The sequence below is a fragment of the Pandoraea soli genome, from assembly GCF_902459595.1.
GTDB classification, from domain to species: Bacteria; Pseudomonadota; Gammaproteobacteria; order Burkholderiales; family Burkholderiaceae; genus Pandoraea; species Pandoraea cepalis.
In genome coordinates this window covers 536,368-557,735 of the sequence record NZ_CABPSG010000001.1, presented here as the reverse complement: position 1 = coordinate 557,735, position 21,368 = coordinate 536,368, and the positions used below count along the sequence as shown (strand labels likewise).

19 protein-coding genes are annotated in these 21,368 nt (G+C 65.0%); 10 read left to right on the top strand and 9 right to left on the bottom strand.

Annotated features, from left to right (window positions below; all coding sequences use genetic code 11):
* Nucleotides 1-51: 51 nt before the first annotated feature.
* The gene (locus PSO31014_RS02300) at nt 52-876 is read right to left on the bottom strand and encodes an outer membrane protein assembly factor BamD (RefSeq protein WP_150550117.1); all 825 of its coding nucleotides are present in this window, start codon (nt 874-876) and stop codon (nt 52-54) included.
* A 21-nt stretch (nt 877-897) separates the two neighbouring features.
* Between PSO31014_RS02300 and PSO31014_RS02295 the strand changes: the two genes are divergently transcribed.
* Both PSO31014_RS02295 and pgeF read left to right on the top strand, forming a co-directional pair.
* Nucleotides 898-2,058: an RluA family pseudouridine synthase gene (locus PSO31014_RS02295; protein WP_174976348.1), complete on the top strand. Its 1,161-nt coding sequence runs from the start codon at nt 898-900 to the stop codon at nt 2,056-2,058.
* Entirely contained in the window at nt 2,039-2,860 is an 822-nt protein-coding gene (gene pgeF / locus PSO31014_RS02290; RefSeq protein ID WP_425494833.1) for a peptidoglycan editing factor PgeF, read from the top strand. Before PSO31014_RS02295 ends, pgeF begins: the two co-directional genes overlap by 20 nt.
* A 37-nt stretch (nt 2,861-2,897) precedes the next feature.
* Here pgeF and PSO31014_RS02285 read toward each other — a convergent pair whose 3' ends face one another.
* Nucleotides 2,898-3,143 carry a hypothetical protein gene (locus PSO31014_RS02285; RefSeq protein WP_150550116.1) on the bottom strand — a complete coding sequence of 82 codons (246 nt, stop codon included), beginning with the start codon at nt 3,141-3,143 and terminating at the stop codon, nt 2,898-2,900.
* Nucleotides 3,144-3,337: 194 nt separating this feature from the next.
* Here PSO31014_RS02285 and phaC point away from each other — a divergent pair, with 194 nt between their 5' ends.
* The 8 genes from phaC to PSO31014_RS02245 all read left to right on the top strand — a co-directional run bounded on the left by phaC (nt 3,338) and on the right by PSO31014_RS02245 (nt 13,341).
* Entirely contained in the window at nt 3,338-5,188 is a 1,851-nt protein-coding gene (gene phaC, locus PSO31014_RS02280; RefSeq protein WP_425494832.1) for a class I poly(R)-hydroxyalkanoic acid synthase, read from the top strand.
* A gap of 61 nt (nt 5,189-5,249) precedes the next feature.
* The gene (locus tag PSO31014_RS02275) at nt 5,250-6,431 is read left to right on the top strand and encodes an acetyl-CoA C-acetyltransferase (protein WP_150550114.1); all 1,182 of its coding nucleotides are present in this window, start codon (nt 5,250-5,252) and stop codon (nt 6,429-6,431) included.
* 181 nt (nt 6,432-6,612) lie between these two features.
* Entirely contained in the window at nt 6,613-7,353 is a 741-nt protein-coding gene (locus PSO31014_RS02270) for a 3-ketoacyl-ACP reductase (protein ID WP_150550113.1), read from the top strand.
* A 164-nt stretch (nt 7,354-7,517) separates the two neighbouring features.
* Nucleotides 7,518-8,093 carry a polyhydroxyalkanoate synthesis repressor PhaR gene (gene phaR, locus PSO31014_RS02265; protein WP_017234064.1) on the top strand — a complete coding sequence of 192 codons (576 nt, stop codon included), beginning with the start codon at nt 7,518-7,520 and terminating at the stop codon, nt 8,091-8,093.
* Nucleotides 8,094-8,349: 256 nt separating this feature from the next.
* On the top strand, nt 8,350-9,717 hold the full coding sequence (rimO, locus tag PSO31014_RS02260; RefSeq protein ID WP_150550112.1) for a 30S ribosomal protein S12 methylthiotransferase RimO: 1,368 nt from the start codon (nt 8,350-8,352) through the stop codon (nt 9,715-9,717).
* Nucleotides 9,717-10,652, top strand: a complete 936-nt coding sequence (locus tag PSO31014_RS02255; protein WP_150550111.1) for a sugar kinase — start codon at nt 9,717-9,719, stop codon at nt 10,650-10,652. Before rimO ends, PSO31014_RS02255 begins: the two co-directional genes overlap by 1 nt.
* Before the next feature lie 237 nt (nt 10,653-10,889).
* The gene (gene bktB, locus PSO31014_RS02250; RefSeq protein WP_150550110.1) at nt 10,890-12,071 is read left to right on the top strand and encodes a beta-ketothiolase BktB; all 1,182 of its coding nucleotides are present in this window, start codon (nt 10,890-10,892) and stop codon (nt 12,069-12,071) included.
* Between the two features lie 52 nt (nt 12,072-12,123).
* Nucleotides 12,124-13,341 (top strand): cystathionine beta-lyase, encoded by a 1,218-nt coding sequence (locus PSO31014_RS02245; protein ID WP_150550109.1) that lies wholly within the window; start codon nt 12,124-12,126, stop codon nt 13,339-13,341.
* Nucleotides 13,342-13,401: 60 nt separating this feature from the next.
* Here the strand turns inward: PSO31014_RS02245 and serB are convergent, their stop codons facing one another.
* The 7 genes from serB to argE form a co-directional block, all read right to left on the bottom strand.
* Nucleotides 13,402-14,307, bottom strand: coding sequence for a phosphoserine phosphatase SerB (serB, locus tag PSO31014_RS02240; protein ID WP_150550108.1), 906 nt, complete (start codon nt 14,305-14,307; stop codon nt 13,402-13,404).
* A gap of 134 nt (nt 14,308-14,441) precedes the next feature.
* Nucleotides 14,442-15,458: a GlxA family transcriptional regulator gene (locus tag PSO31014_RS02235; protein WP_150550107.1), complete on the bottom strand. Its 1,017-nt coding sequence runs from the start codon at nt 15,456-15,458 to the stop codon at nt 14,442-14,444.
* Nucleotides 15,459-15,516: 58 nt separating this feature from the next.
* The gene (locus PSO31014_RS02230; protein WP_150550106.1) at nt 15,517-16,083 is read right to left on the bottom strand and encodes a cysteine hydrolase family protein; all 567 of its coding nucleotides are present in this window, start codon (nt 16,081-16,083) and stop codon (nt 15,517-15,519) included.
* A 158-nt stretch (nt 16,084-16,241) separates the two neighbouring features.
* A complete protein-coding gene (locus tag PSO31014_RS02225) occupies nt 16,242-17,267 on the bottom strand; it encodes an ornithine cyclodeaminase family protein (RefSeq protein WP_150550105.1) in 1,026 nt (341 codons plus the stop codon).
* Between the two features lie 133 nt (nt 17,268-17,400).
* Nucleotides 17,401-18,429 carry a threonine/serine dehydratase family protein gene (locus tag PSO31014_RS02220; RefSeq protein WP_150550104.1) on the bottom strand — a complete coding sequence of 343 codons (1,029 nt, stop codon included), beginning with the start codon at nt 18,427-18,429 and terminating at the stop codon, nt 17,401-17,403.
* A 101-nt stretch (nt 18,430-18,530) separates the two neighbouring features.
* Nucleotides 18,531-19,817 (bottom strand): MFS transporter, encoded by a 1,287-nt coding sequence (locus tag PSO31014_RS02215; protein ID WP_150550103.1) that lies wholly within the window; start codon nt 19,815-19,817, stop codon nt 18,531-18,533.
* A gap of 191 nt (nt 19,818-20,008) precedes the next feature.
* The gene (gene argE / locus PSO31014_RS02210) at nt 20,009-21,226 is read right to left on the bottom strand and encodes an acetylornithine deacetylase (protein WP_150550102.1); all 1,218 of its coding nucleotides are present in this window, start codon (nt 21,224-21,226) and stop codon (nt 20,009-20,011) included.
* Between the last annotated feature and the right edge of the window lie 142 nt (nt 21,227-21,368).

Below are 21,368 nucleotides of genomic sequence, written 5' to 3'. Positions count from 1 at the left end.
AAAGCCCTCGCGCGAGCGAGGGCTTTTCAATGGGGCTGACCGAAGCGACGTTTACCGCCAGAGCTGCCACCAGGACTTCTTGTCGCCGCCGGTGTCGGTGCGATGGCCGACCGTCAGATAACCGCTCTTCGGATAGGTCTTTTCCATCACGCGACGGGCGTCGTCACGCAGTTCGGTCATGCCGAGTTTGTCGTACGACTTGATCATGATGCCCAGTGCGTCTTCGAGCGCCGGTGCCTGATCGTAGTCCTTCAGTGCGCTTTGTGCACGATTCACGGCAGCGAGGTACGCACCGCGACGATAGTAGTACTCGGCGGCATGCACTTCGTGGGCGGCCATCGCGTTGACCGCGTAGCGCATGCGCAGCGCGGCGTCGTTGGCGTACTTGCTGCTCGGATAATGCTCGACCAGGTATTTGAAGCTGTCGTAAGCCGCGCGCAGTGCCTTCGGATCGCGCTCGCTGAGATCCTGTCCCGAGAAGCGGCCGAACAGGCCCAGGTCGTCATTGAAGTTGATCAGGCCCTTGAGGTAATAGGCGTAATCGATCGACGGGCTGTCCGGATGCAGGCGGATGAAGCGGTCGATGGCGGTGAGGGCCTGCGCCGGCTCATTGTCCTTGTAATAGGAGTAGGCCGTGTTGATCTGCGCTTGCTGCGCGTGCGGGCCGAACGGATCGCGCCCTTCGAGCAACTCGTAGTACTTGGCGGCCTTCGTGTAGTCGCCGCTATCGAAGCTGTCCTTGGCTTCCGAGTATAATTTGTTCGTCGACCAGCCGGCCGTTTCGTCGACCTTCTCCGGCAGAATGCCGCAGGCGGCAAGGCTGCCGACCACGATTGCGGCCAGCGTCAGATGTTTGACAAGTTTCAGGGCTTGCATGCTCGTTAGCTTCACTTCTCGATGACCCATTCAATTCTGCCGGATTATAGCGTAACCGCCTCATTTGCCACGGAAAATGCGGAGGATTCGTCTGACGACGACCTCGATTCGCTTCCTGAGGCTTTCCCAACGGCTGCCGACGGCACCCATCCCGGTGCTCCCTTGTCCGGTTCCGCCTTGTCGGGCGGGGCTGGCGTCAGCGTGCCGCTTAACGCCACCCTGCCCGAGTCGCTCGCCGGGGAGCGGCTCGACAAGGCGCTCGCGCAATGTTTTCCCGAATACTCCCGTAGCCGGTTGCAGGCGTGGGTCGAAAATGGCCGCGTCACGCTCGACGGCGAGGCCGCCAAGGTGCGCCAGAAAGTGGCGGGCGGCGAGGCCGTCGTCATCACGCCGGCACCACTGCCCGATCAGCTCGCGTTTGCCCCCGAGCCGGTGCCGCTCGACGCCGTCTACGAGGACACAACACTGGCCGTCTTCAACAAGCCGGCGGGCCTGGTCGTGCATCCGGCGGCGGGTAACTGGTCCGGGACCTTGCTCAACGGTCTGTTGTATCGCTATGGCCAAGCGGCCGCCGATCTGCCACGCGCCGGTATCGTCCACCGGCTCGACAAGGAGACGTCCGGCCTGATGGTCGTGGCGCGCACGCTGGTGGCACAAACCGATCTGGTGCGCCAGTTGCAGGCCCGTACCGTCAAACGCCATTACGCCGCGCTGGTGTGGGGACGCCCGCCGCAGCGCGCGGTCGTGGACGCCCCCATCGGTCGCGACCCGCGCGAGCGCACCCGCATGGCGGTCGTGCCAGGGCAGGGCGGCAAGCCGGCGCGCACGCGTGTGGTGACGGTCGCCAGCGCAGATTGGGACGGTTCCCCTGTGTCGCTCGTGCTTTGCTCGCTCGATACGGGGCGCACACACCAGATCCGCGTTCATCTCTCGCACCTTGGCCATGCGCTGTTGGGCGACCCTCTCTACAAACCCCGTCACAAACGGCCGATGCTGCCGGGCGATTTTGCGCGTCAGGCGCTGCATGCCTGGCGATTGGGGTTGATTCATCCCGAGGATGGCCGTCTCATGCACTGGCAGGCGCCATTGCCGGATGACCTGCGTCAGCTCATGGCCGCGCTTGGGCTCGAGTTCGATTTTTCAACGCTCCCCGATTCGCTCGATGACTTCTTCCCTGCCTGAGTCAGACCTGATGCCCGCGGACTGGATCGTCCCCGACTGGCCCGCCCCGGCCAACGTTCGCGCCGTCTTCACGACGCGCGCGGGCGGCGTGAGTCAAGGGCCGCAAGCCACGTTCAACCTGGGGACCAAAGCGGACGACGATCCTGCCTCGGTGCGCATCAATCGTGCGTTGCTCGCAGCGCGCACGGGCGTGCCGTCGGCATGGGTGGCGCAGATCCATGGTCCGCGCGTGGTCGATGCGCGGGCGGCGCTCGAGGCGGCCGATGCCGGCGACCCATTGCAGGCGGACGCCAGCGCCACGAGCGAGACCGGCCTCGCGAGCACCGTCATGGTGGCGGATTGCCTGCCGGTGCTGCTGTGCGATGCGCAAGGGCGTGCGGTGGCCGCTGCGCATGCCGGCTGGCGCGGACTTTGCGCCGGGGTGATCGAGCAGACAGTGCAGGCATTGCGAGCGCGCTTGCCGAAGGGCGACGCCGACGCGCCGGTCTTGGCGTGGCTCGGCCCTTGCATTGGGCCCCAAGCGTTCGAAGTCGGCCGGGAGGTGAGCGAAGCGTTTCTTGCCGAGGCAACGCCGGACGAGCGTAAAGCGACGCAGTCTGCGTTCGTCCCGCACGGCGATCCTGATGCGGGGAAATCGTTGGCGGATTTGTGTGCGCTCGCCCGGTTGCGACTGGCCCGCGAGGGCGTGACGCAGGTTTCGGGCGGGCAATGGTGTACGGTCGGCGATCCGGCGCGATTCTATTCCTACCGGCGCGACCGGACGACGGGTCGCATGGCGGCACTCGTCTGGCGCACGGCCTGACGCGGTTCACCGCGCAGCGAATCCGTCCGGGGTTTCTTTACGGCAAAGGCGTGGGCGGCGAGCGCGGCGAGGCGTCGCGATCCGACGATGACGGGCCTTGCGCGACGGCGTCATCGGGGCGCGGCGGGCGGGCGCGCCGGAGGCGGGCGCCTGCGATGTACAGGCAGAGCATCGTTGGGGCGAGGCCACCGCAGACAAAGATGACGACACCCAGCGCGACGGAGGGCGCAGTGATGGCGACCATCGCAATGACATAAAGCCAGCCGAGAATGACGATCAGCATTGGGGCAAACGCGCATGCAAAAATAGATGGGGCGGCAAAAAAATGCACGCAAGACCAACGCTGCAAGCATTGACACACTTGCGCGCGCACGCAAGAATGCTTCGCAGGTGGGGCGTATCGCTAAGCAAGCGCTGCGTGCCGCCGCGTTTCGGGCGCTGGCCCGTGAACGCAACGAACGTGACACTCAGGCTATCATGAATCGCGCCAGTGCCAACTTCGATCCGGCCTCGTTGGCCGCCTCGTTCGCCAAGCAGTTTCCCTCCGCTTCGCTCTCCGCTCAGGACATGTCGCAGTGGTTCACGGCCGCCCAACAACTGTTCGGGGCGTTGCCGGGGGCTGCCGGCTCGTCATTCTCCGGTGCCCCTGGGGCGCCGTCTGCTGCCAACCCGTTCGCGGGGCTTTTCGATCTTATGGGCAAGGCCGGCAGCCTGCCGCCACCGACGTCGCCGCACGTCGATCCGGCGCGTCTGAATGCGCTTCAGACGGAATATGCCCGCGAATTTTCCGAACTTGTCGCCAGCTTTACGCAACCCGGACTGGACACGGCGCCCGCCTTGGGCGACCGGCGCTTCGCGGGGGACGGTTGGCGTAATCCGTTCTACGCGATGCCTGCGGCGCTGTATTTGCTCAATGGACGCTTCTTGCTGCGCATGGCCGATTTGATCGATGCCGACGCCAAAACGCGCGAGCGGATTCGATTTGCCGTAGAGCAATGGGTGGCGGCCAGTTCGCCGGCCAACTTCATCGCGACCAATCCGGATGCACAGCAGCGCCTCGTGCAAACGCAAGGCGACAGCCTGCTCTCCGGCATGCAGCACCTGCTTGCCGACATGGGCAAGGGCAAGGTGTCGCAAACCGATGAGGCCGCGTTCGAGGTCGGTCGCAACGTGGCGACGACCGAAGGCGCCGTGGTTTTCGAGAACGACCTGATCCAGCTCATCCAGTACAAACCGCTCACGCCGACAGTGCATCAGCGGCCGCTGCTTGTCGTGCCGCCGTGCATCAACAAGTACTACATCCTCGATCTGCAGCCCGAGAACTCGTTGATCCGCTATGCGGTCGAGCAGGGCAATACGGTGTTTGTCGTGTCTTGGCGCAATCCCGACGCGTCGCTCGCTCACAAGACGTGGGACGACTACGTAGGCGAGGGGCCCATCGCCGCGATCGACGTCGTGCGTGCGATCAGCGGGCAACCGCAGATCAATGCGCTCGGCTTCTGCGTGGGCGGCACGTTGCTCTCCGCCGCACTCGCCGTGCTGGCCGCGAAGGGCCAGAAGGGCGCCAAATCGCCGGTCGCCAGTGTGACCTTGCTGACTACGCTGCTGGATTTTTCCGATACCGGAGTGCTCGACGTCTTCATCGACGAGCCGCATGTGCAATTCCGCGAGCAGACGATCGGCGGTGGCGCAGGGCATCCACCGGGCCTCATGCGTGGCGTGGAGCTGGCGAATACGTTCTCGTTCCTGCGTCCGAACGATCTGGTGTGGAATTACGTGGTCGACAGTTATCTGAAGGGCAATGCGCCCCAGCCGTTCGACCTGCTGTACTGGAACGGTGACGGCACCAATCTGCCGGGGCCGATGTTCTGTTGGTATCTGCGCCATCTCTATTTGCAGAACGAATTGAAGCGCCCGGGTGCGGTGCAAGCGTGCGGCGTGCCCTTGGATCTGGGCGCCATCGACGCGCCGGCATATGTGTTCGGCTCGCGCGAGGATCACATCGTGCCGTGGACGTCGGCGTTTCGTTCGCTGCCGTTGTTGGGCGGCGAGCGACGCTTCGTGCTGGGCGCTTCCGGTCACATTGCGGGCGTGGTCAATCCGCCGGCCAAGAAAAAGCGCAGCTACTGGCGCAACGACGATGTGGGTATCGATGCCAACGACTGGCTGGCCGGCGCGACGGAGCACCCCGGCAGCTGGTGGAGCGACTGGAGCGAGTGGCTTGCAGGCTACGCAGGAAAACGCGTCAAGGCGCCAAAAGCGTATGGTAATGTTGTTTATGCCCCTATCGAACCGGCGCCCGGTCGCTACGTGAAGGCCAAGGCCTGAACGTGCGGCGCCCACGGGCATCCCCCGCGGGTTCGACTCATTTGGAAACGAGGAAAGAGACATGACGGATATTGTGATTGTGTCGGCTGCGCGTACCGCAGTCGGTAAATTTAGCGGCTCGCTCGCCAAGGTGGCGGCGCCGGATCTGGGCGCCATCGTGATCGACGAGGTTCTCAAGCGCGCCAAGCTCAAGGGCGAGGACGTGAGCGAAGTCATCATGGGTCAGGTGCTCACGGCTGGCTCGGGTCAGAACGTGGCGCGACAGGCTTCCATCAAGGCGGGACTGCCTGCGATGGTGCCGGCGATGACCATCAACAAGGTGTGCGGCTCGGGCCTGAAGGCCGTGATGCTCGCCGCGAACGCGATCACCGCAGGCGACGCCGACATCGTCGTGGCGGGAGGGCAGGAGAACATGAGCGCCTCGCCGCATGTGCTGCCGGGCTCGCGTGACGGCTTCCGCATGGGCGACGCCAAGCTGATCGACACGATGATCGTCGACGGCCTGTGGGACGTGTACAACCAGTTCCACATGGGCATCACGGCGGAGAACGTCGCCAAGGAATACGGCATCACCCGCGAAATGCAGGACGCATTCGCGGCCGCTTCGCAGAACAAGGCCGAGGCCGCGCAAAAGGCGGGCCGCTTCGACGCCGAGATCGTGCCGGTCTTGATTCCGCAGCGCAAGGGCGATCCGCTGGTGTTCAACACCGACGAATTCGTTCGCCATGGCGTGACGGCCGAGTCGCTCGCGGGTCTGAAGCCCGCGTTCGCGAAAGACGGCACGGTGACCGCGGCGAACGCGTCGGGGATCAACGACGGCGCGGCCGCTGTCGTCGTGATGTCGGCCAAGCGCGCCGAGCAACTGGGTCTTACGCCGCTCGCGCGCATTGTGGCGTACGCGAACGCGGGGGTGGATCCGAAGGTGATGGGCATCGGCCCGGTGCCGGCATCGCAGCGTTGCCTCGCGCGCGCGGGGTGGAAGGCCAGCGATCTGGACCTGATGGAAATCAACGAAGCCTTTGCGGCGCAGGCACTGGCCGTGAACCAGCAGATGGGTTGGGACACTTCCAAGATCAACGTGAACGGTGGTGCGATCGCCATCGGACACCCGATCGGGGCGTCGGGCTGCCGTATTCTCGTGACGTTGCTGCACGAGATGGCGCGTCGCGATGCGCGTCGCGGCCTGGCATCGCTGTGCATCGGCGGTGGCATGGGCGTCGCGTTGGCGGTCGAGCGCGTCTGACGCGCATCGGCGAGCGTTCGAAAAAAATCGAATCGGTATCGCCCGTGCGTGTAGTGCGCACGGGCGCACGCTGAAGTCGGCAGGAGACGAAAGGCACGCGCGGGAACGCGCGGCTTGTGCGTCAGTCAATTGGCAGTCGCAACAGGCGGCAGAGATGCCGCTATTTTGGGGGAAGCTTTCCATGACTCAACGCATTGCATATGTGACAGGTGGGATGGGCGGTATTGGTACGTCCATTTGCCAGCGGCTGCACAAGGATGGCTTCAAGGTCGTGGCGGGTTGCGGGCCGAATTCGCCGCGCCGTGTGAAGTGGCTGGAAGACCAGAAGGCGATGGGGTTCGACTTCATCGCGTCCGAAGGTAACGTCGGTGACTGGGAATCCACCCTGGCCGCGTTCAACAAGGTCAAGGCCGAGGTCGGCGAGGTCGACGTGCTGGTGAACAACGCGGGCATCACGCGCGATGTCGTCTTCCGCAAGATGACCCGTGAGGACTGGGATGCCGTCATCGACACCAATCTCACGAGCCTGTTCAACGTGACCAAGCAGGTCATCGAGGGGATGTGCGAGCGTGGCTGGGGCCGCATCATCAATATTTCGTCGGTCAACGGGCAAAAGGGGCAGTTCGGTCAGACCAACTACTCGACGGCCAAGGCCGGTATCCACGGCTTCACGATGTCGCTGGCGCAGGAAGTGGCGACCAAGGGCGTTACGGTCAACACGGTGTCCCCGGGGTATATCGGGACGGACATGGTGCGCTCGATTCGGCAGGACGTGCTCGACAAGATCGTGGCCACGATTCCGGTCAAGCGCCTGGGCGAACCGGGTGAGATCGGGTCCATCGTGGCGTGGCTGGCATCGGAAGACTCCGGCTTCTCGACGGGGGCGGATTTCTCGCTCAACGGCGGCCTGCACATGGGCTAAGCGGGATCGGGGCGTAGGGAGCGCGACGTTCGAAACCCGCGCTGCAGGCCCCGTTGCGGGTTAGGGCTTTGCCGCATAGCAGCAAACGTCCTAGAATCGATAATATGTGACTAACCCCGACCGCCGGTCGGGGAAGTCCTTCATAAAAGCAGGAAACCCACCGCATGGCCGCGAGCAAGAAGACTGACGAACGCCTGATCAAAAAGTATCCGAACCGGCGTCTGTACGATACCCAGACCAGCACGTACATCACCCTTGCCGATGTGAAGCAATTGGTACTCGAGACCGAGGAGTTCAAGGTCGTCGATGCCAAGTCGGGTGAGGATCTGACACGCAGCATTCTGCTGCAGATCATTCTGGAAGAAGAAACCGGTGGCGTGCCGATGTTCTCGAGCGCCATGCTGTCGCAGATCATTCGTTTCTATGGGCATGCGCTGCAGGGCATGATGGGCACGTATCTCGAGAAGAATATCCAGACGTTCATCGAAATTCAGAACAAGCTGGCCGATCAGTCGAAGGGCATCTACGAAGGTGCGTCCTTCAACCCGGACGTCTGGGCGCAATTCATGAACATGCAGGCGCCGATGATGCAGGGCATGATGACCAACTACATCGAGCAGTCGAAGAACCTGTTCGTGCAGATGCAAGAGCAGATGCAGACCCAGGCGAAGTCGATGTTCAATACGTTCCCGTTCCCGGGAGCACCGGGCGCTCCGGGCGACCCGAACAAGAAGCCCTGACGGTTTGGCCGACGTTGCGATGTGGCACGGGGCGCGCAACGCAGCGATCGGCAACATCTTTGGAACGCCCCACGGGCGAACAGGGTAAAATACGCGGTTGTTCGCCGCGAGGTACTTCTTGCGGCGGTTTCGGCGGCAGGCAGGATCTGCGTCTCGCGCGGTGTTTCGGCATTGTGGGGGACGCGCCAGGAGTGGCTGAGGTCGCTGCTTCGCCGGTCGATCGTTCCCCGTATTTTCTAGATCAGGATTTCGCCCCATGTCCCGCCCATCGCCCGCCGGCACCCCCAAGGTCGGCTTCGTTTCGCTCGGATGCCCCAAGGCGCTGGTCGACTCCGAGCAAATCCTGACGCAACTGCGTGCCGAAGGTTACGACATCGCCGGTACCTATGACGGTGCCGATCTCGTGGTGGTCAATACTTGCGGCTTCATCGACGACGCCGTTCAGGAAAGCCTCGACGCCATCGGCGAGGCGCTGGCGGAGAACGGCAAGGTGATCGTCACCGGTTGCCTGGGCGCCAAAAAGGATGCCGCCGGTCAGGACATCGTAACGGCCGTGCACCCGAAGGTGCTGGCCGTCACCGGTCCCCACGCCCTGGGCGAAGTGATGAACGCGGTGCATACGCATCTGCCGAAGCCGCACGATCCCTTCGCCGATCTTGTGCCGCCCGCCGGCATCAAGCTCACGCCGCGTCATTACGCGTATCTGAAGATCTCCGAAGGCTGCAACCATCGCTGCACGTTCTGCATCATCCCGTCGATGCGCGGCGATCTCGATTCGCGCCCGGTGGCCGAAGTGATGCTCGAGGCCGAGAACCTGTTCAAGGCCGGCGTGAAGGAGTTGCTGGTGATCTCGCAGGACACCAGCGCGTATGGTGTCGACGTGAAGTACCGCACCGGTTTTTGGGCGGGGCGTCCGCTCAAGACCCGCATGACCGAACTGGTCACGGCGCTGGGCGAATTGGCCAAGCAGTACGGCGCTTGGGTGCGGTTGCACTACGTCTACCCGTACCCGCACGTCGACGAGATCATTCCGCTGATGGCCGAAGGCCACATCCTTCCGTATCTCGACGTGCCGCTGCAACACGCCCATCCGGATGTGCTCAAGCGCATGAAGCGTCCGGCCTCGGGTGAGAAGAATCTTGAGCGCATTCAGGCGTGGCGCAAGCTGTGCCCGGATCTGACGATCCGTAGCACCTTCATCGCGGGTTTCCCGGGTGAGACCGAGGCCGAGTTCGCGTATCTGCTGGACTTCCTGCGCGAGGCCGAACTGGACCGCGTGGGTTGCTTCGCCTATTCGCCGGTCGAGGGGGCCAAGGCCAATGAATTGCCGGGCGCGTTGCCCGACGAGGTGCGCGAGGAGCGCCGCGCGCGCTTCATGGAAGTGGCCGAAGAGATCTCGGCGCAGCGCCAGCAGCGCAAAGTCGGCACGACGATTCAGGTCATCGTCGACGAGATCAATCAGGACGGTGGTGTGGCGCGCTCCGCGGCCGACGCCCCCGAAATCGACGGCCTCGTGTACATCGAGCCCACGCCCAAGGCGGCCAAGCGCCTGAAGGTCGGCGAGTTCGTGAACGTGACGGTGACCGGTGCCGACGGCCACGATCTGTGGGGCGAGGTGGTCTGATGGCGCTCACGCATACGTCGGGTCCGCAAGTGCTGGCCATGGGCGAAGCCATGGTCGAGTTCAACCAGTCGCCCGACGACGCCCGCCAGTATTTGCAGGGCTTCGGCGGCGACACCTCCAACTTCGCCATCGCAGCGCGTCGCCAGGGCGTCACCACGGGCTTTGTGAGCGCGGTCGGCGATGACCGCTTCGGTCGCATGCTGCTCGATTTGTGGCGTGAGGAAGCCGTCGATACGAACGTCGTTCGCATCGACGCGCAGGCCCCGACCGGCGTCTATTTCGTGTCGCACGACGCGAGCGGGCACCATTTCGACTATCTGCGCGCGGGTTCTGCCGCGAGCCGTTACCGTCCCCAGGATCTGCCGCGCGAAGCGTTGGCGGGCGCATCGTTTCTGCACCTGTCGGGGATCAGCCTGGCGATCAGCGCGAGCGCTTGCGACGCCGCTTTCGAGGCGATGTCGACGATTCGCGCCGTCGGCGGCAAGGTGTCGTTCGATACGAATCTGCGCCTCAAGCTGTGGCCGTTGGCCCGCGCCCGCGCCACCATGCGCGAAGCGTTCAGCCTGACCGACGTCTGCCTGCCGAGCTGGGACGACGTGACGGCGGTCACTGGGCTGGACGATCGCGATGCGATCCTAGACGCACTGCTCTCGTATGGCGTGAAGGTCGTGGCGCTCAAGCTGGGTCGCGAGGGCTGCTACGTTGCCACGCCGGACGAGCGTCGGATCGTCGCGCCATACCCGGTGCAGGCCGTTGACGCCACCGGGGCCGGCGATTGCTTTGGCGGCGCTTTCGTGGCCCGTCTGGCGCTGGGCGACGATCCGTTCGCGGCGGCGCGCTACGCCAACGTTTGCGCAGCGTTGTCGACGACCGGATACGGTGCGGTCGCGCCCGTGCCGCGTGCCGAGCAGGTGCTTCAGCTACTGGTGGGCTGATCCGCATCAATGCTTGATGTACCGGGGCACGTCGATGCTCCGGTTTCCCCTCACTTCGCTTCCCCCGACGTCCGCCGCTTCCCGCCGTTTCCCGCAGCAGCGCGACGCGCGGCACCCGACACGGCTGCCCGCCCCCGCAAGCTCGCTCATCGAAGTTTCCCTCCACTGCGTCTGCCATCGCGGTAACCCCTGCGGCGCTATACTCATTGCCAACAGAAATTCACCCGGAGAAGAGACATGCAACGAGAAGTCGTGATCGTCAGCGGTGTGCGCACCGCGATTGGAGATTTTGGCGGCAGCCTGAAGGATTTCGCACCGACGCAGCTCGGTGCCATCGTCGCTCGCGAGGCCATGGCGCGCGCCAATGTTGGCGGTGAAGATGTCGGACACGTGGTGTTCGGCAATGTCATTCATTCCGAACCGAAGGATATGTACCTGGCGCGCGTGGCGTCCATCGAGGCGGGCGTTAGCCAGCACGCGCCCGCGATGACCGTGAATCGCCTGTGCGGCTCCGGTCTGCAGGCGGTCGTTTCCGCCGCGCAATCGATCCTGCTGGGCGACACCGATGTAGCGATGGCAGGCGGCGCCGAAAGCATGAGCCGCGCGCCGTATGTGATGCCGGGCGCCCGCTGGGGCACGCGCATGGGCGAATCGCGCCTCGTCGACATGATGCTGGGCGCGTTGCACGATCCCTTCGCCAACATTCATATGGGCGTGACGGCAGAGAACATCGCGAAGAAGTGGGGTATCACGCGTGAAGATCAGGACCGTCTCGCGGTCGACTCGCATCAGCGCGCCGCGCGCGCGATGGCGGCGGGGTACTTCAACGACCAGATCGTGCCCATCGCGATCAAGTCGAAGAAGGGCGAGGTGTCGTTCACGACCGATGAGCATGTGCGCGCCGAGGTGACCCTGGCCGATATGGCGAAGCTGCGCCCCGTGTTCGAGAAGGACGGCACCGTCACCGCCGGGAATGCCTCGGGGCTTAACGACGCGGCCGCCGCGCTTATCCTGATGGAGCGTGCCGAAGCCGAGCGCCGCGGCGCCAAGCCGCTGGCGCGCCTCGTGAGCTACGCCCACGCCGGGGTCGATCCGAACTATATGGGCATCGGTCCGGTGCCGGCGTCGCGCAAGGCGCTTGAGCGCGCCGGGCTCAAGGTTGGCGACATCGATGTGGTGGAAGCCAACGAAGCATTCGCAGCACAGGCGTGCGCGGTCACGCGCGATCTCGGGTTCGATCCAGCCAAGGTGAATCCCAACGGTTCCGGCATTTCGCTGGGCCACCCGATCGGCGCGACCGGTGCCCTGATCACGGTCAAGGCTTTGCACGAGTTGCAGCGTACCGGCGGGCGCTATGCGCTGGTGACGATGTGTATCGGTGGCGGCCAGGGCATTGCCGCCGTGTTCGAGCGCGTGTAAGTTACTCCCGGGGGCCGGTGTCGTTGCCGGCCCGAGTCTTTCCGGAGCCGTAATGACGCAAGACAACCGTAAGCCCCTCGACACGCCGGAAGCCAACGGCTGGCACTGGCAAACCAATATTCTGCATACCGACACCCACGTGCCGGCCGGTTTCGCCGCGATGCCGGTGCCCGTCGCCCGTGCCTCGACGGTGATCTTCCCCGATCTGGCCGCCATGCGCTCGCTCGACTGGAAGAACGACAGTCAGTGGCGCTATGGTCTGCATGCCACGCCCACATCGATGGAGTTGATGCGGCGATTGGCCGCGCTCGAAGGCGGCAAGCACTGCCTGCTGTTCCCGTCGGGACTTGCCGCGATCTCCAATGTGTACTTTGGCCTCGTCAAGAGCGGTGACGATGTCCTCATTCCAGACAACGCCTACGGTCCGAACCGAGAGCACGGCGACTGGCTCGCCGAGTCGTTCGGCATCACCGTGCGCTACTACGATCCAATGATCGGTGACGGCATCGGCGCGCTGATTCAGTCCAACACGAAGGTGATCTGGCTCGAGGCCCCGGGCTCGGTCACGATGGAAGTCCCCGACGTGCCGGCGCTCGCGCGCGTGGCGCGCGAGCGGGGTGTGCTCACCGCCATCGATAACACGTATTCGGCCGGCCTGGCGTTCCGTCCGTTCGATCACGGGGTGGACATCTCGGTGCAGGCCCTCACCAAGTACCAGTCGGGCGGCAGCGACGTGCTGATGGGCTCGGTCGTGACCGTCGCCGATAACGTGCACCACCCTCTGAAGCAGGCGCGCATGCGCATGGGCGTGGCCGTGTCGGCGGACGATTGCAGCCTCGTGTTGCGCAGTCTGCCGAACATGCAGCTACGCTTCGAGGCGCACGATCGTGCCGCGATGACGTTGGCGACGTGGCTGGGCACGCGTCATGAAATCGCGGCCGTGCTGCATCCGGCATTCGAGGATTGCCCCGGCCATGCGCATTTCCGTCGCGACTTCACGGGCGCGGGCGGTCTGTTTTCCGTGGTATTCGACGAGCGCTACACGCCGGCGCAAATCGACGCGTTCATCGAAGCGCTGCGCTTGTTCAAGATCGGTTTCAGTTGGGGCGGCGCGCACAGCCTGGTGGTGCCGTATCGCGTGCCGTCCATGCGCTCGGCAACGCCGTGGCCGCACAAGGGCGCGCTGGTGCGCTTCTACGTCGGTCTCGAAGACGTGCGCGATTTGCAGGCCGATATCGAAGCCAGTCTGACGGCGCACCTCGGCGCCTGAGGCGGGGGGGACGCGCGCCCACCAAGGGCGCGGCGCCGTCGGCGCATCGCGCCGGCGATGTCAGTCCTTGCGGAACAGCGAGAGCAGGGCGTCCAGACCCGCGTAATTCAACGCGACGGACGCCTTCTCCCGCACCACTGGTTTCGCGCGAAACGCCACCGACAGCCCGGCGATGGCCATCATCTGCAGGTCGTTCGAGCCATCGCCCATGACGATCGCCTGAGCGGCGCTGGCGCCGAGCTGTGTCGCCACCTCGGTCACGGTGCGCGCCTTGACCTCGGCGTTGACGATCTCGCCGACCACTCGGCCCGTGAGCTTGCCGTCGACGATCTCCAGCGTATTGGCGCGGGCGACATCCAGGTTCAGTCGCGCCTTCAGTCGCTCCGTGAAGAACGTGAAGCCGCCGGACACCAGCAGCGTGCGGATGCCGAGTGCCTGAACGCCGCGCAACATGGTTTCGGCGCCGGGCGAGAGTTGCAGACGCTCGTCGAAGACCTTTTCCAAGGCGCTCGCGTCAAGTCCCTTGAGCAGCGCCACGCGCCGCGTGAGGCTCTCGTTGAAGTCCTTGATCTCGCCGCGCATGGCGGCTTCCGTGATGGCCGAGACTTCCGCCTTCAGCCCACAGTAATCGGCAATCTCGTCGATGCACTCGATAGTGATGAGCGTCGAGTCCATGTCCATGGCCACGAGCTTGAAGTCCGTGAGGCGGCGATGGCTGTCGACGAGGACCGTGTCGACCTCGTGCTGCTGGGCAAATGCGCCCATCGCCGCGCGCAGGGCGGGCGTGTCGACGACGTCGGCAATGCGCGCCGCGCCCGGCGTGAACGTGACGTTGGCGCCGGGTACGAAAGCGCCGACGGCCGCTTGCAGATGAGGCGGGAATGTCGTGGTGGGTGCGACGGGCGTAGTGGCTGTGGTGGACTGGGTGGGCGGGGTGCCGCCCAGAATGACGAGATCGTTGGCCATCGTGAAGTCGAGAGTCTTGCGTTTTGCGTGCGATCGACATTCTACCGGGTTGCGGCGAGCCGACGCTGGTTTCCCGACGTTTCCCCACGGTGTCTTGGCATCCCGGGCGTCGGGCGTCTTCCGGACGCCATGCTTCAGCCGTCGTGCGCGATACGGCGTGCGCGGCTCGGCGGGAGCACATCGAACTTGTGCCAGACACGTCGCAGATGCCGGCTCGAACCGAAGCCGGTGCGCTCAGCGATATGTTCCAGGTCGAGCTGGCTGTTGCCGAGCATCTCGCGCGCCAGCGCGATGCGCAGTCGATGCAGATAATCGATGGGCGCGACGCCGGCGTGCTCGCGAAAGAGACGCGTCACGTGCCGTTCGCTGGCGCAGGCGATGTCCGCCATCGAGGCGAGTGTCCAGTCGTGCGCGGGGTCGGCGGCGATGGCATCCTGCACGCGATGCAAGGCCGGGTGCAGATGGTTGCGGCCTTCGAGCCACGGGGACAACTGCGGGTCGGCGCCTGCGCGCCGGGCGTAGACGACCATCTGCCGCGCGACGGCCGCCGCACACAACGGGCCGGTGGCGTCGGCGATGAGCGTCAGCATCAGATCCAGACCGGTCGTGACGCCGGCACTCGTCCACACATTTCCGTCATGCACGTAAAGTCGATTGTCGGCCACCCGGGCGCTGGGGGCCAGCGCGCGCAGGGCGTCGCAACTGCCGTGGTGCGTGGTGCAGGCGCGGGCGTCGAGCAGTCCTGCGCGCGCGGCCAGCAAGGCGCCCGTGCAGATGCAGGCCAATTGATGCGTGGGGCGCACGACACGCTGAAGCCACGCGATGGCAAGGGCTTCCGCATCTTCGGTGGGCGCCGCAGAAAGGTCAGGTGCCGTGCCGCCGTCTGCCGCCCGCACCGGCAGTGGCTTCTCGACGGTTCCCGTGACGACCAGCCAGGCGTCGTCGGGAACGTTGTCCGGCAAGATGTCGAGCGGCGAGACGTACAAGCCGATCGAGGTGGCGACTGAGCGCTGTGTGCCGACGTAGTGCAACACGAAGCGCACGTCGTCCTGCTGGTGATTGGCGATGCGCAGGGCTTCGGCGGGAGCCGCCACGTCGAGCAGCAGCGCGTCGGGCATGACCAGCAGGTAGACGGGTTGCAAACGCGGCATGGCGGCAGGCGTTCAGGTCAGATTCGGACAGCGGGGGCAGGGCGGGTTGATCACGACATTACACCGCGGCGAGCGCTTCCTCAACCGTCACGATGCGCGCGAAACGATCGACGAGCACCGTTTCCGTGCGCTCCTTCAGCTCGGCCACCGACAACTCGCGCCCGGTGCGCGGGTGCTGCATCGGGAACGTGAGGGTGGCTTCGGTGACGAAGTCCACGGCGTAACCCGCGTCGGACGCGGCGCGCGTGGTCGTCTCGCAGCATTGCTCGGTGCGGATGCCGGAGACGATCAGGCGCGTGATGCCATGCTCGACGAGCCACGCACCGAGGGTGGAACCGGCCAGGGCACTATGCTTGACCTTGTCCACCGTGAACGCCGGGGCGATACGGAGTTCTTCGAGCGTGCGAACGAAGCCGGAATCGCGCGAGAACGCGCCCGACCCGATGTGGAAGACTTGCACGACCGGCACGCCACGCGCCACGGCACCGTCGACGAGCGCCTGCTGACGGTCGAAATACGCGGCGAGATCGTCTTCACGCCAGTACGGGCGTTGGCGAAACGACTCCTGGGCGTCGATGACGAGCAGGGCGGTACGGGGCGTGTGGGCAGCTTGGCTTTGCGACATGAGGGAATCTCCGTGAGGTGGGCTAGCGATGACACCATCTTACGGCGTCTTCCAATGCCTCGACAGGCCGCCTCCAGACCGGAACCGGACGGATCCGGACATTGCATTCGGCGGCCCGTCGAACCCGTGGCCGCCGTTGCCACCGGCGCGTCGGACCTTCAGATCGCTACGCTTGTGCCAATGCCTGCGGCGTGTGCGCGTTGATACAGCGCGGCGGCAAGGGCAACGTCCTGCGCGCCCATGCCAAGCGACTTGAAGACCGTGACGGCTTCGGCATCGGTGCGCCCGGGATGTTTGCCAATGACCAACTCACCGAGTTCCGCGAGCAGATCTGCCGGTCCGATGCTGCCCTCGGCAGCGGCGGCGAGATAGTCGCCGGATTCGTTGATCGTCGACTCGCGCCGGTCGACGAACAATTGCGCGTGCGCCATGAGCGCCGTGTCGGCCTCGCGGTGGCGTGGGGTGCTGCTGCCCACCAGGTTGACGTGCGTGCCCGGCGCGATCCAGTCCGCTTGCAGCACCGGTTCCGTGGCGTTGGTCACCGTGACCACGATGTCGGCGTCGCGCACAGCCGCTTCGACGCTTTGAGTGGCTTCGAGGCGAAAGCCGTAGTTCGGCTGCTCCTTGTCGACAAATGCCTGTGCCGTAGCGAGCGAGCGGCTCGCCACGCGCACGTGATGCAGCTCGCGCGCTGCGGCGAGGGCCGCGAGATGCCAGTGCGCCTGATGGCCGGCGCCGATCAGCGCGAGACGGCTGGCGTTGTGGCGGGCGAGCTGCCGCGTCGCGAGCCCTGTCACGGCGGCAGTGCGAATGCCCGTGATCTCCGCCGCGTTCATGACCGCGAGGAGTTCCCCCGTCAGCCCGCTCATCAACAGGACGCACCCTTGATGCGGATCTTTGCCTTGGGCGCTATTGCCGGGAAAGAAAGTGCCGACCTTCGCGCCGTAGACCGGCATGCCGGACGCCGTACCGCCCAGGAACGCAGGCATCATGCCGAGCATGCCCTTGGCCCCGAGCGCTTCCGGTGGGCGAATGATCTGACGCAACGGCAGGTGAATCTGCTCGCGGGCCAGCGCGCCAAACATATCGGACATGACGGGAATCGCGTCGGCCACGGGCATAAGCGCGGCGATTTGCGTGGCGTTGAGCAGCAAGACGGGCGGCGTGGGGGAGGTGGCGGACATGCGAAATCCTGGTGACGTTGCTGGAAAATGCCGGAAGCGGCCGCAGGCCAAGCGACGACGCGACCGTCGTCGGGTCGCGTCGGGGAGCGGCGTGGCTTGACGTGAACGCTGGGCGAAGGCAGTGCGACGCCGCTCAGCCGTTCGCTTCCGCCGCGATGGCGGCTTCAATGTGCCGGTTGAACGTTGCCGTGTCAGTGTTGGTGCCGCATAGCAGCACGCCCACGCGCTTGCCCATGAGTTTGTCGCGCAGCGGCCCCATCAGCGCGGCGGTGGCTGCGGCACATGCCGGCTCCACGGCCAGCTTCAGTTGGCGGAACAGCGTGAGCATGCCCGCGCGCATCTCATCGTCGGTGACGGTGACCAGTTCGTCGATATGGCGTTGGCACAGCGTGTAGCTGTACAGCTCGGTGTGCGGCGCCATCAGGCTGTCGGCAATGCCGCTCATCGGCCCCATCTTGACTGGACCACCCGTGGCGAAGCTCTGTGCCATCGCATCGGCCCCCGCCGGCTCCACGCCATACACCTTCACGTGCGGGGCGAACAGCTTGAACGCTGTCGCCACCCCGGCAATCAGCCCGCCGCCGCCAATGGGCACGATCACGGCGTCGAGGTCGGGGGCTTGCTGCGCCCACTCGTAGCCGAGCGTGGCCGTGCCCAGCACGGTGCGGTAACCGTTGAAAGGATGCACGAAGTAACGGCCTTCCTCCTGCTCGACGCGCTTGACCACCTCGAACGCCTCATGCACGTTCTCCGCCAACATCAGATCCGCGCCGTATTCGCGGCACAGGGACGAGCGTGCCGGGCTGGCGGTCTTGAGCATGACCGTCTTGGCCCCGACACCCATCGCGCGTGCGGCGTAGGCGACCGCCACGGCATGATTGCCAGCGGATACGCATGTCACGCCCGCCTTGCGCTGCGCATTGTCGAGCGAGAGCAGGTTCGAGAACGCGCCGCGCGCCTTGAACGTACCCGACGCCTGCAGCAGTTCGTACTTGAAGGTCACCTGCGTGTCGCCCAGCGTCGGAAAGTCGCTGCGCGTGAACACTGGCGTGGTTCGCACATAGGGGCGCAGCTTTTCGTGGAGTGCGGCAATGGCGTCCCGGGTCGGAACGGGTTGCGTGTCGATGGTTTCGGCGTGCGGGGCAGGGGTCGGTTGCGTCACTTGGACAGGGTCTCCGTAGTCGTGGAATCCCCGGGGACGGGCGCACACCGGTAAACGCATGTGCGCCTCGGCGCCCGGGGGGCGCTGGGTCTTCGCTGAAATCAGCGCAGGCCGAGCTTACGGGTGCGCAGCAGCGCGGTAATGCTGATAAGGGCAGCGAAAATCAGATAAAAGCTCGGCGCGAGTTTGTTGCCGGTAGCGCCGATGAGCCACGTGATGATGAACGGGGCGAAACCGCCGAACACCGTTGCTGCGATGTTATACCCGAGCGAGAGGCCGGTGGTGCGCACCTGCACCGGAAACAGTTCCGTGAGCAGGGCGGGCAGGGCGCCGAAGTACGTTGTCATCAGCAGGCCGAGCACGATCTGGAACACCATCAGCGCGCCGAACGTCGGGTTCGCGTCGAGGAGGCTGAACATCGGGTAGACCAGTACCAGCAATGCCACGGCGGCCGCGAGCATCGGTTTGATCCGGCCATGCGTATCCGACCAGTGGCCGACGATGGGGGCCACGATCAGTTGCACCACGCCGGTGAGCAGTACCGCCGAGAACGCGGCCGACGACGGCAGTCCCAGTTGCTTCACGGCATACGTCGGCATGTAGAGCACCAGGTAGGTCGCCACGGTGGCCATCACGACCACGCCGATGGCGAGCAGCAGCCGCTCCTTCTGACTCGCGAACGTGTCGCGCAGCGGGCTTTGCGTGGGCTCGATGTCGAGGAACTCGGGCGTCTCGTCCAGACGGCGGCGAATGTAATACGCGACCGGGCCGATCAGCAGGCCGAAGAAGAACGGCACGCGCCAGCCCCACGACATCATGGCCTCCGGCGACAGATTGCCGGTCAGCAGCGCGCCGAACCCTGCGGCGAGCAGCGTGGTCAGCCCTTGCGAGGCGACCTGCCAGCTCGAGAAGAAACCGCGGCGTTTCGGCGCGTGCTCGGCGAGAAACGCAGTGGCGCTGCCGAATTCGCCGCCCGCCGAGAAGCCCTGCACCATGCGGGCGATGACGATCCCGATCGGTGCCAGCACGCCGATGGTGGCGTACGTCGGCATGAGCGCGATGAGCAGCGTGCCGACCATCATCATCAGAATCGACAGGGTGAGGGCCGCCTTGCGACCGGCGCGGTCGGCATAGGCGCCGACCACAATGGCGCCCAGCGGTCGCATGAAGAACGACACGCCGAACGTGCCGAGGGTGAGCAGCAGCGATACCGTGTCGTTACCGGTCGGGAAGAACAGTTTGGCGATGGTCACGGCGAAAAAACCGTACACCACGAGATCGAACCACTCGAGGGCGTTACCGATCGAGGCCGATACGATCACACGCCACGCGTGCGGGGAAGTGCGGGCGGCCGGGGCCGTCGCGTTGGGGGCTGCGCTTGCGCTCATGGGGCGAGATCTCCAATACCTGTCTGGCGTACGTGATTGTTATCTTGCGGAGGAATGTCCTGTGCGCCCTTGCGATAGGCGTCTGCTACTGCGTAAGGCATGTTGCAAGGCAACGGGCCGCATCCGGCAGTCGGAATACGGCCCGGTCAAACGTTTGTCGATGCGTCGGCCTGAGCGAGTCAGGCGTGGGTTCAGGCGCCGACGGTGTTGCTGCGGATCAGCTTGCGCAGGAACGACTCGCACTGCGCGATCTGTTCGAGCGACACGAACTCGTTGGGCTTGTGCGCTTGTTCGATATTGCCAGGGCCGCATACGATCGACGGCACGCCTGCGCGTTGGAACTGACCGGCTTCGGTGCCATAAGCGACTTTTCGCTTGTCGGTGTCCTTGGTCAGCGCGCGCACGAGTTGCGTGATGGCGTCCTGCTCCGACGCGTCCAGCGCCGGGGCCGCGGCAATCCGCTTGAACTCGATACCTGCGTTCGGGTGCTCTTTCTGCATCTTCGGGATCAACTCGTCCGTGGCGTATTGCTGAATGCGCTGGAAGATGCCGTCGGCATCCACGCCCGGCAGGTTGCGGTATTCGAAAACGAACTCGCACAGCGCCGGAATCGTGTTGAGGGCGATACCGCCCGAGATCGTGCCCGTCTGCGCCGTGGTGAACGGCACGTCGAACAACTCGTCGAACGGACCGTTCTGCTTGAAGTGATCGGCCAGATCGCGGATGTAGCAGATCAGGCGCGCGGCGTATTCGATCGCGTTCGAGCCCTTCGGCGTGAGCGACGAGTGCGCCGCATGACCGCGCACACAGCACTGGTAGGCGTTGATGCCCTTGTGAGCGACGATCACGCGCATGCTCGTCGGCTCGCCGACGATGCAGCCGTCCGGGCGAATGCCGCGCTCACGCAATGCGGCGAGCATGACCGGTGCGCCCACGCAACCGATTTCCTCATCGTAGGAGAACGCGAAATGGAACGGCGTCTTGAGTTTGGCGTCGCGCATTTCCGGCAGCAACGTCATGACCGAGCCGATGAAGCCCTTCATGTCGCACGTGCCGCGGCCGTACAGGTTGCCGTCGCGCACCACCGGCTTGAACGGATCGGTGTCCCATGGTTGACCGTCGACCGGCACCACGTCGGTGTGGCCCGAGAGCACGATGCCGCCCTGCGTGTTGCCATCCGCGGCCGGCAGCGTCACGAACAGATTGGCCTTGCGCTGGGTGGCGTCGTAAGACAACCACGGCTCGACGCCCGCGTGCTTGAGGCTGTCGCGCACGGTCTCGATCAGGCCGAGGTTCGATTCGCGGCTGGTGGTGTCGATGCTGACCAGCTTCGTGATCCAGTCGAGCGATGCCGGCTGGGCCTCGTTGGCGGCCTGCGGGGCGATGGCTTGGGGGGAAGCGCTTGTCATTCGAATCTCCGGGAATCTCCAGTCATACGTCGCTACGTACCGGTACTGGGGAAATATTACTCAAAAACAATTTAGACGTAAAAGATTGAGTGAACAACCATTCTCGCCTTGTGGGAAAAGACGCGCCGGGCTTGGGTTGACC

Excerpts from the sequence above, each read along its gene's own strand:
- phaR (WP_017234064.1), top strand. The coding sequence starts at position 7,518 with ATGGCCGCGAGCAAGAAGACTGACGAACGCCTGATCAAAAAGTATCCG.
- pgeF (WP_425494833.1), top strand. The coding sequence starts at position 2,039 with ATGACTTCTTCCCTGCCTGAGTCAGACCTGATGCCCGCGGACTGGATC.
- PSO31014_RS02245 (WP_150550109.1), top strand. The coding sequence starts at position 12,124 with ATGACGCAAGACAACCGTAAGCCCCTCGACACGCCGGAAGCCAACGGC.
- PSO31014_RS02300 (WP_150550117.1), bottom strand. The coding sequence starts at position 876 with ATGCAAGCCCTGAAACTTGTCAAACATCTGACGCTGGCCGCAATCGTG.
- argE (WP_150550102.1), bottom strand. The coding sequence starts at position 21,226 with ATGACAAGCGCTTCCCCCCAAGCCATCGCCCCGCAGGCCGCCAACGAG.
- PSO31014_RS02215 (WP_150550103.1), bottom strand. The coding sequence starts at position 19,817 with ATGAGCGCAAGCGCAGCCCCCAACGCGACGGCCCCGGCCGCCCGCACT.
- phaC (WP_425494832.1), top strand. The coding sequence starts at position 3,338 with ATGAATCGCGCCAGTGCCAACTTCGATCCGGCCTCGTTGGCCGCCTCG.
- serB (WP_150550108.1), bottom strand. The coding sequence starts at position 14,307 with ATGGCCAACGATCTCGTCATTCTGGGCGGCACCCCGCCCACCCAGTCC.
- PSO31014_RS02275 (WP_150550114.1), top strand. The coding sequence starts at position 5,250 with ATGACGGATATTGTGATTGTGTCGGCTGCGCGTACCGCAGTCGGTAAA.
- PSO31014_RS02295 (WP_174976348.1), top strand. The coding sequence starts at position 898 with ATGACCCATTCAATTCTGCCGGATTATAGCGTAACCGCCTCATTTGCC.
- PSO31014_RS02270 (WP_150550113.1), top strand. The coding sequence starts at position 6,613 with ATGACTCAACGCATTGCATATGTGACAGGTGGGATGGGCGGTATTGGT.
- PSO31014_RS02225 (WP_150550105.1), bottom strand. The coding sequence starts at position 17,267 with ATGTCCGCCACCTCCCCCACGCCGCCCGTCTTGCTGCTCAACGCCACG.
- rimO (WP_150550112.1), top strand. The coding sequence starts at position 8,350 with ATGTCCCGCCCATCGCCCGCCGGCACCCCCAAGGTCGGCTTCGTTTCG.
- PSO31014_RS02255 (WP_150550111.1), top strand. The coding sequence starts at position 9,717 with ATGGCGCTCACGCATACGTCGGGTCCGCAAGTGCTGGCCATGGGCGAA.
- PSO31014_RS02235 (WP_150550107.1), bottom strand. The coding sequence starts at position 15,458 with ATGCCGCGTTTGCAACCCGTCTACCTGCTGGTCATGCCCGACGCGCTG.
- bktB (WP_150550110.1), top strand. The coding sequence starts at position 10,890 with ATGCAACGAGAAGTCGTGATCGTCAGCGGTGTGCGCACCGCGATTGGA.
- PSO31014_RS02285 (WP_150550116.1), bottom strand. The coding sequence starts at position 3,143 with ATGCTGATCGTCATTCTCGGCTGGCTTTATGTCATTGCGATGGTCGCC.
- PSO31014_RS02230 (WP_150550106.1), bottom strand. The coding sequence starts at position 16,083 with ATGTCGCAAAGCCAAGCTGCCCACACGCCCCGTACCGCCCTGCTCGTC.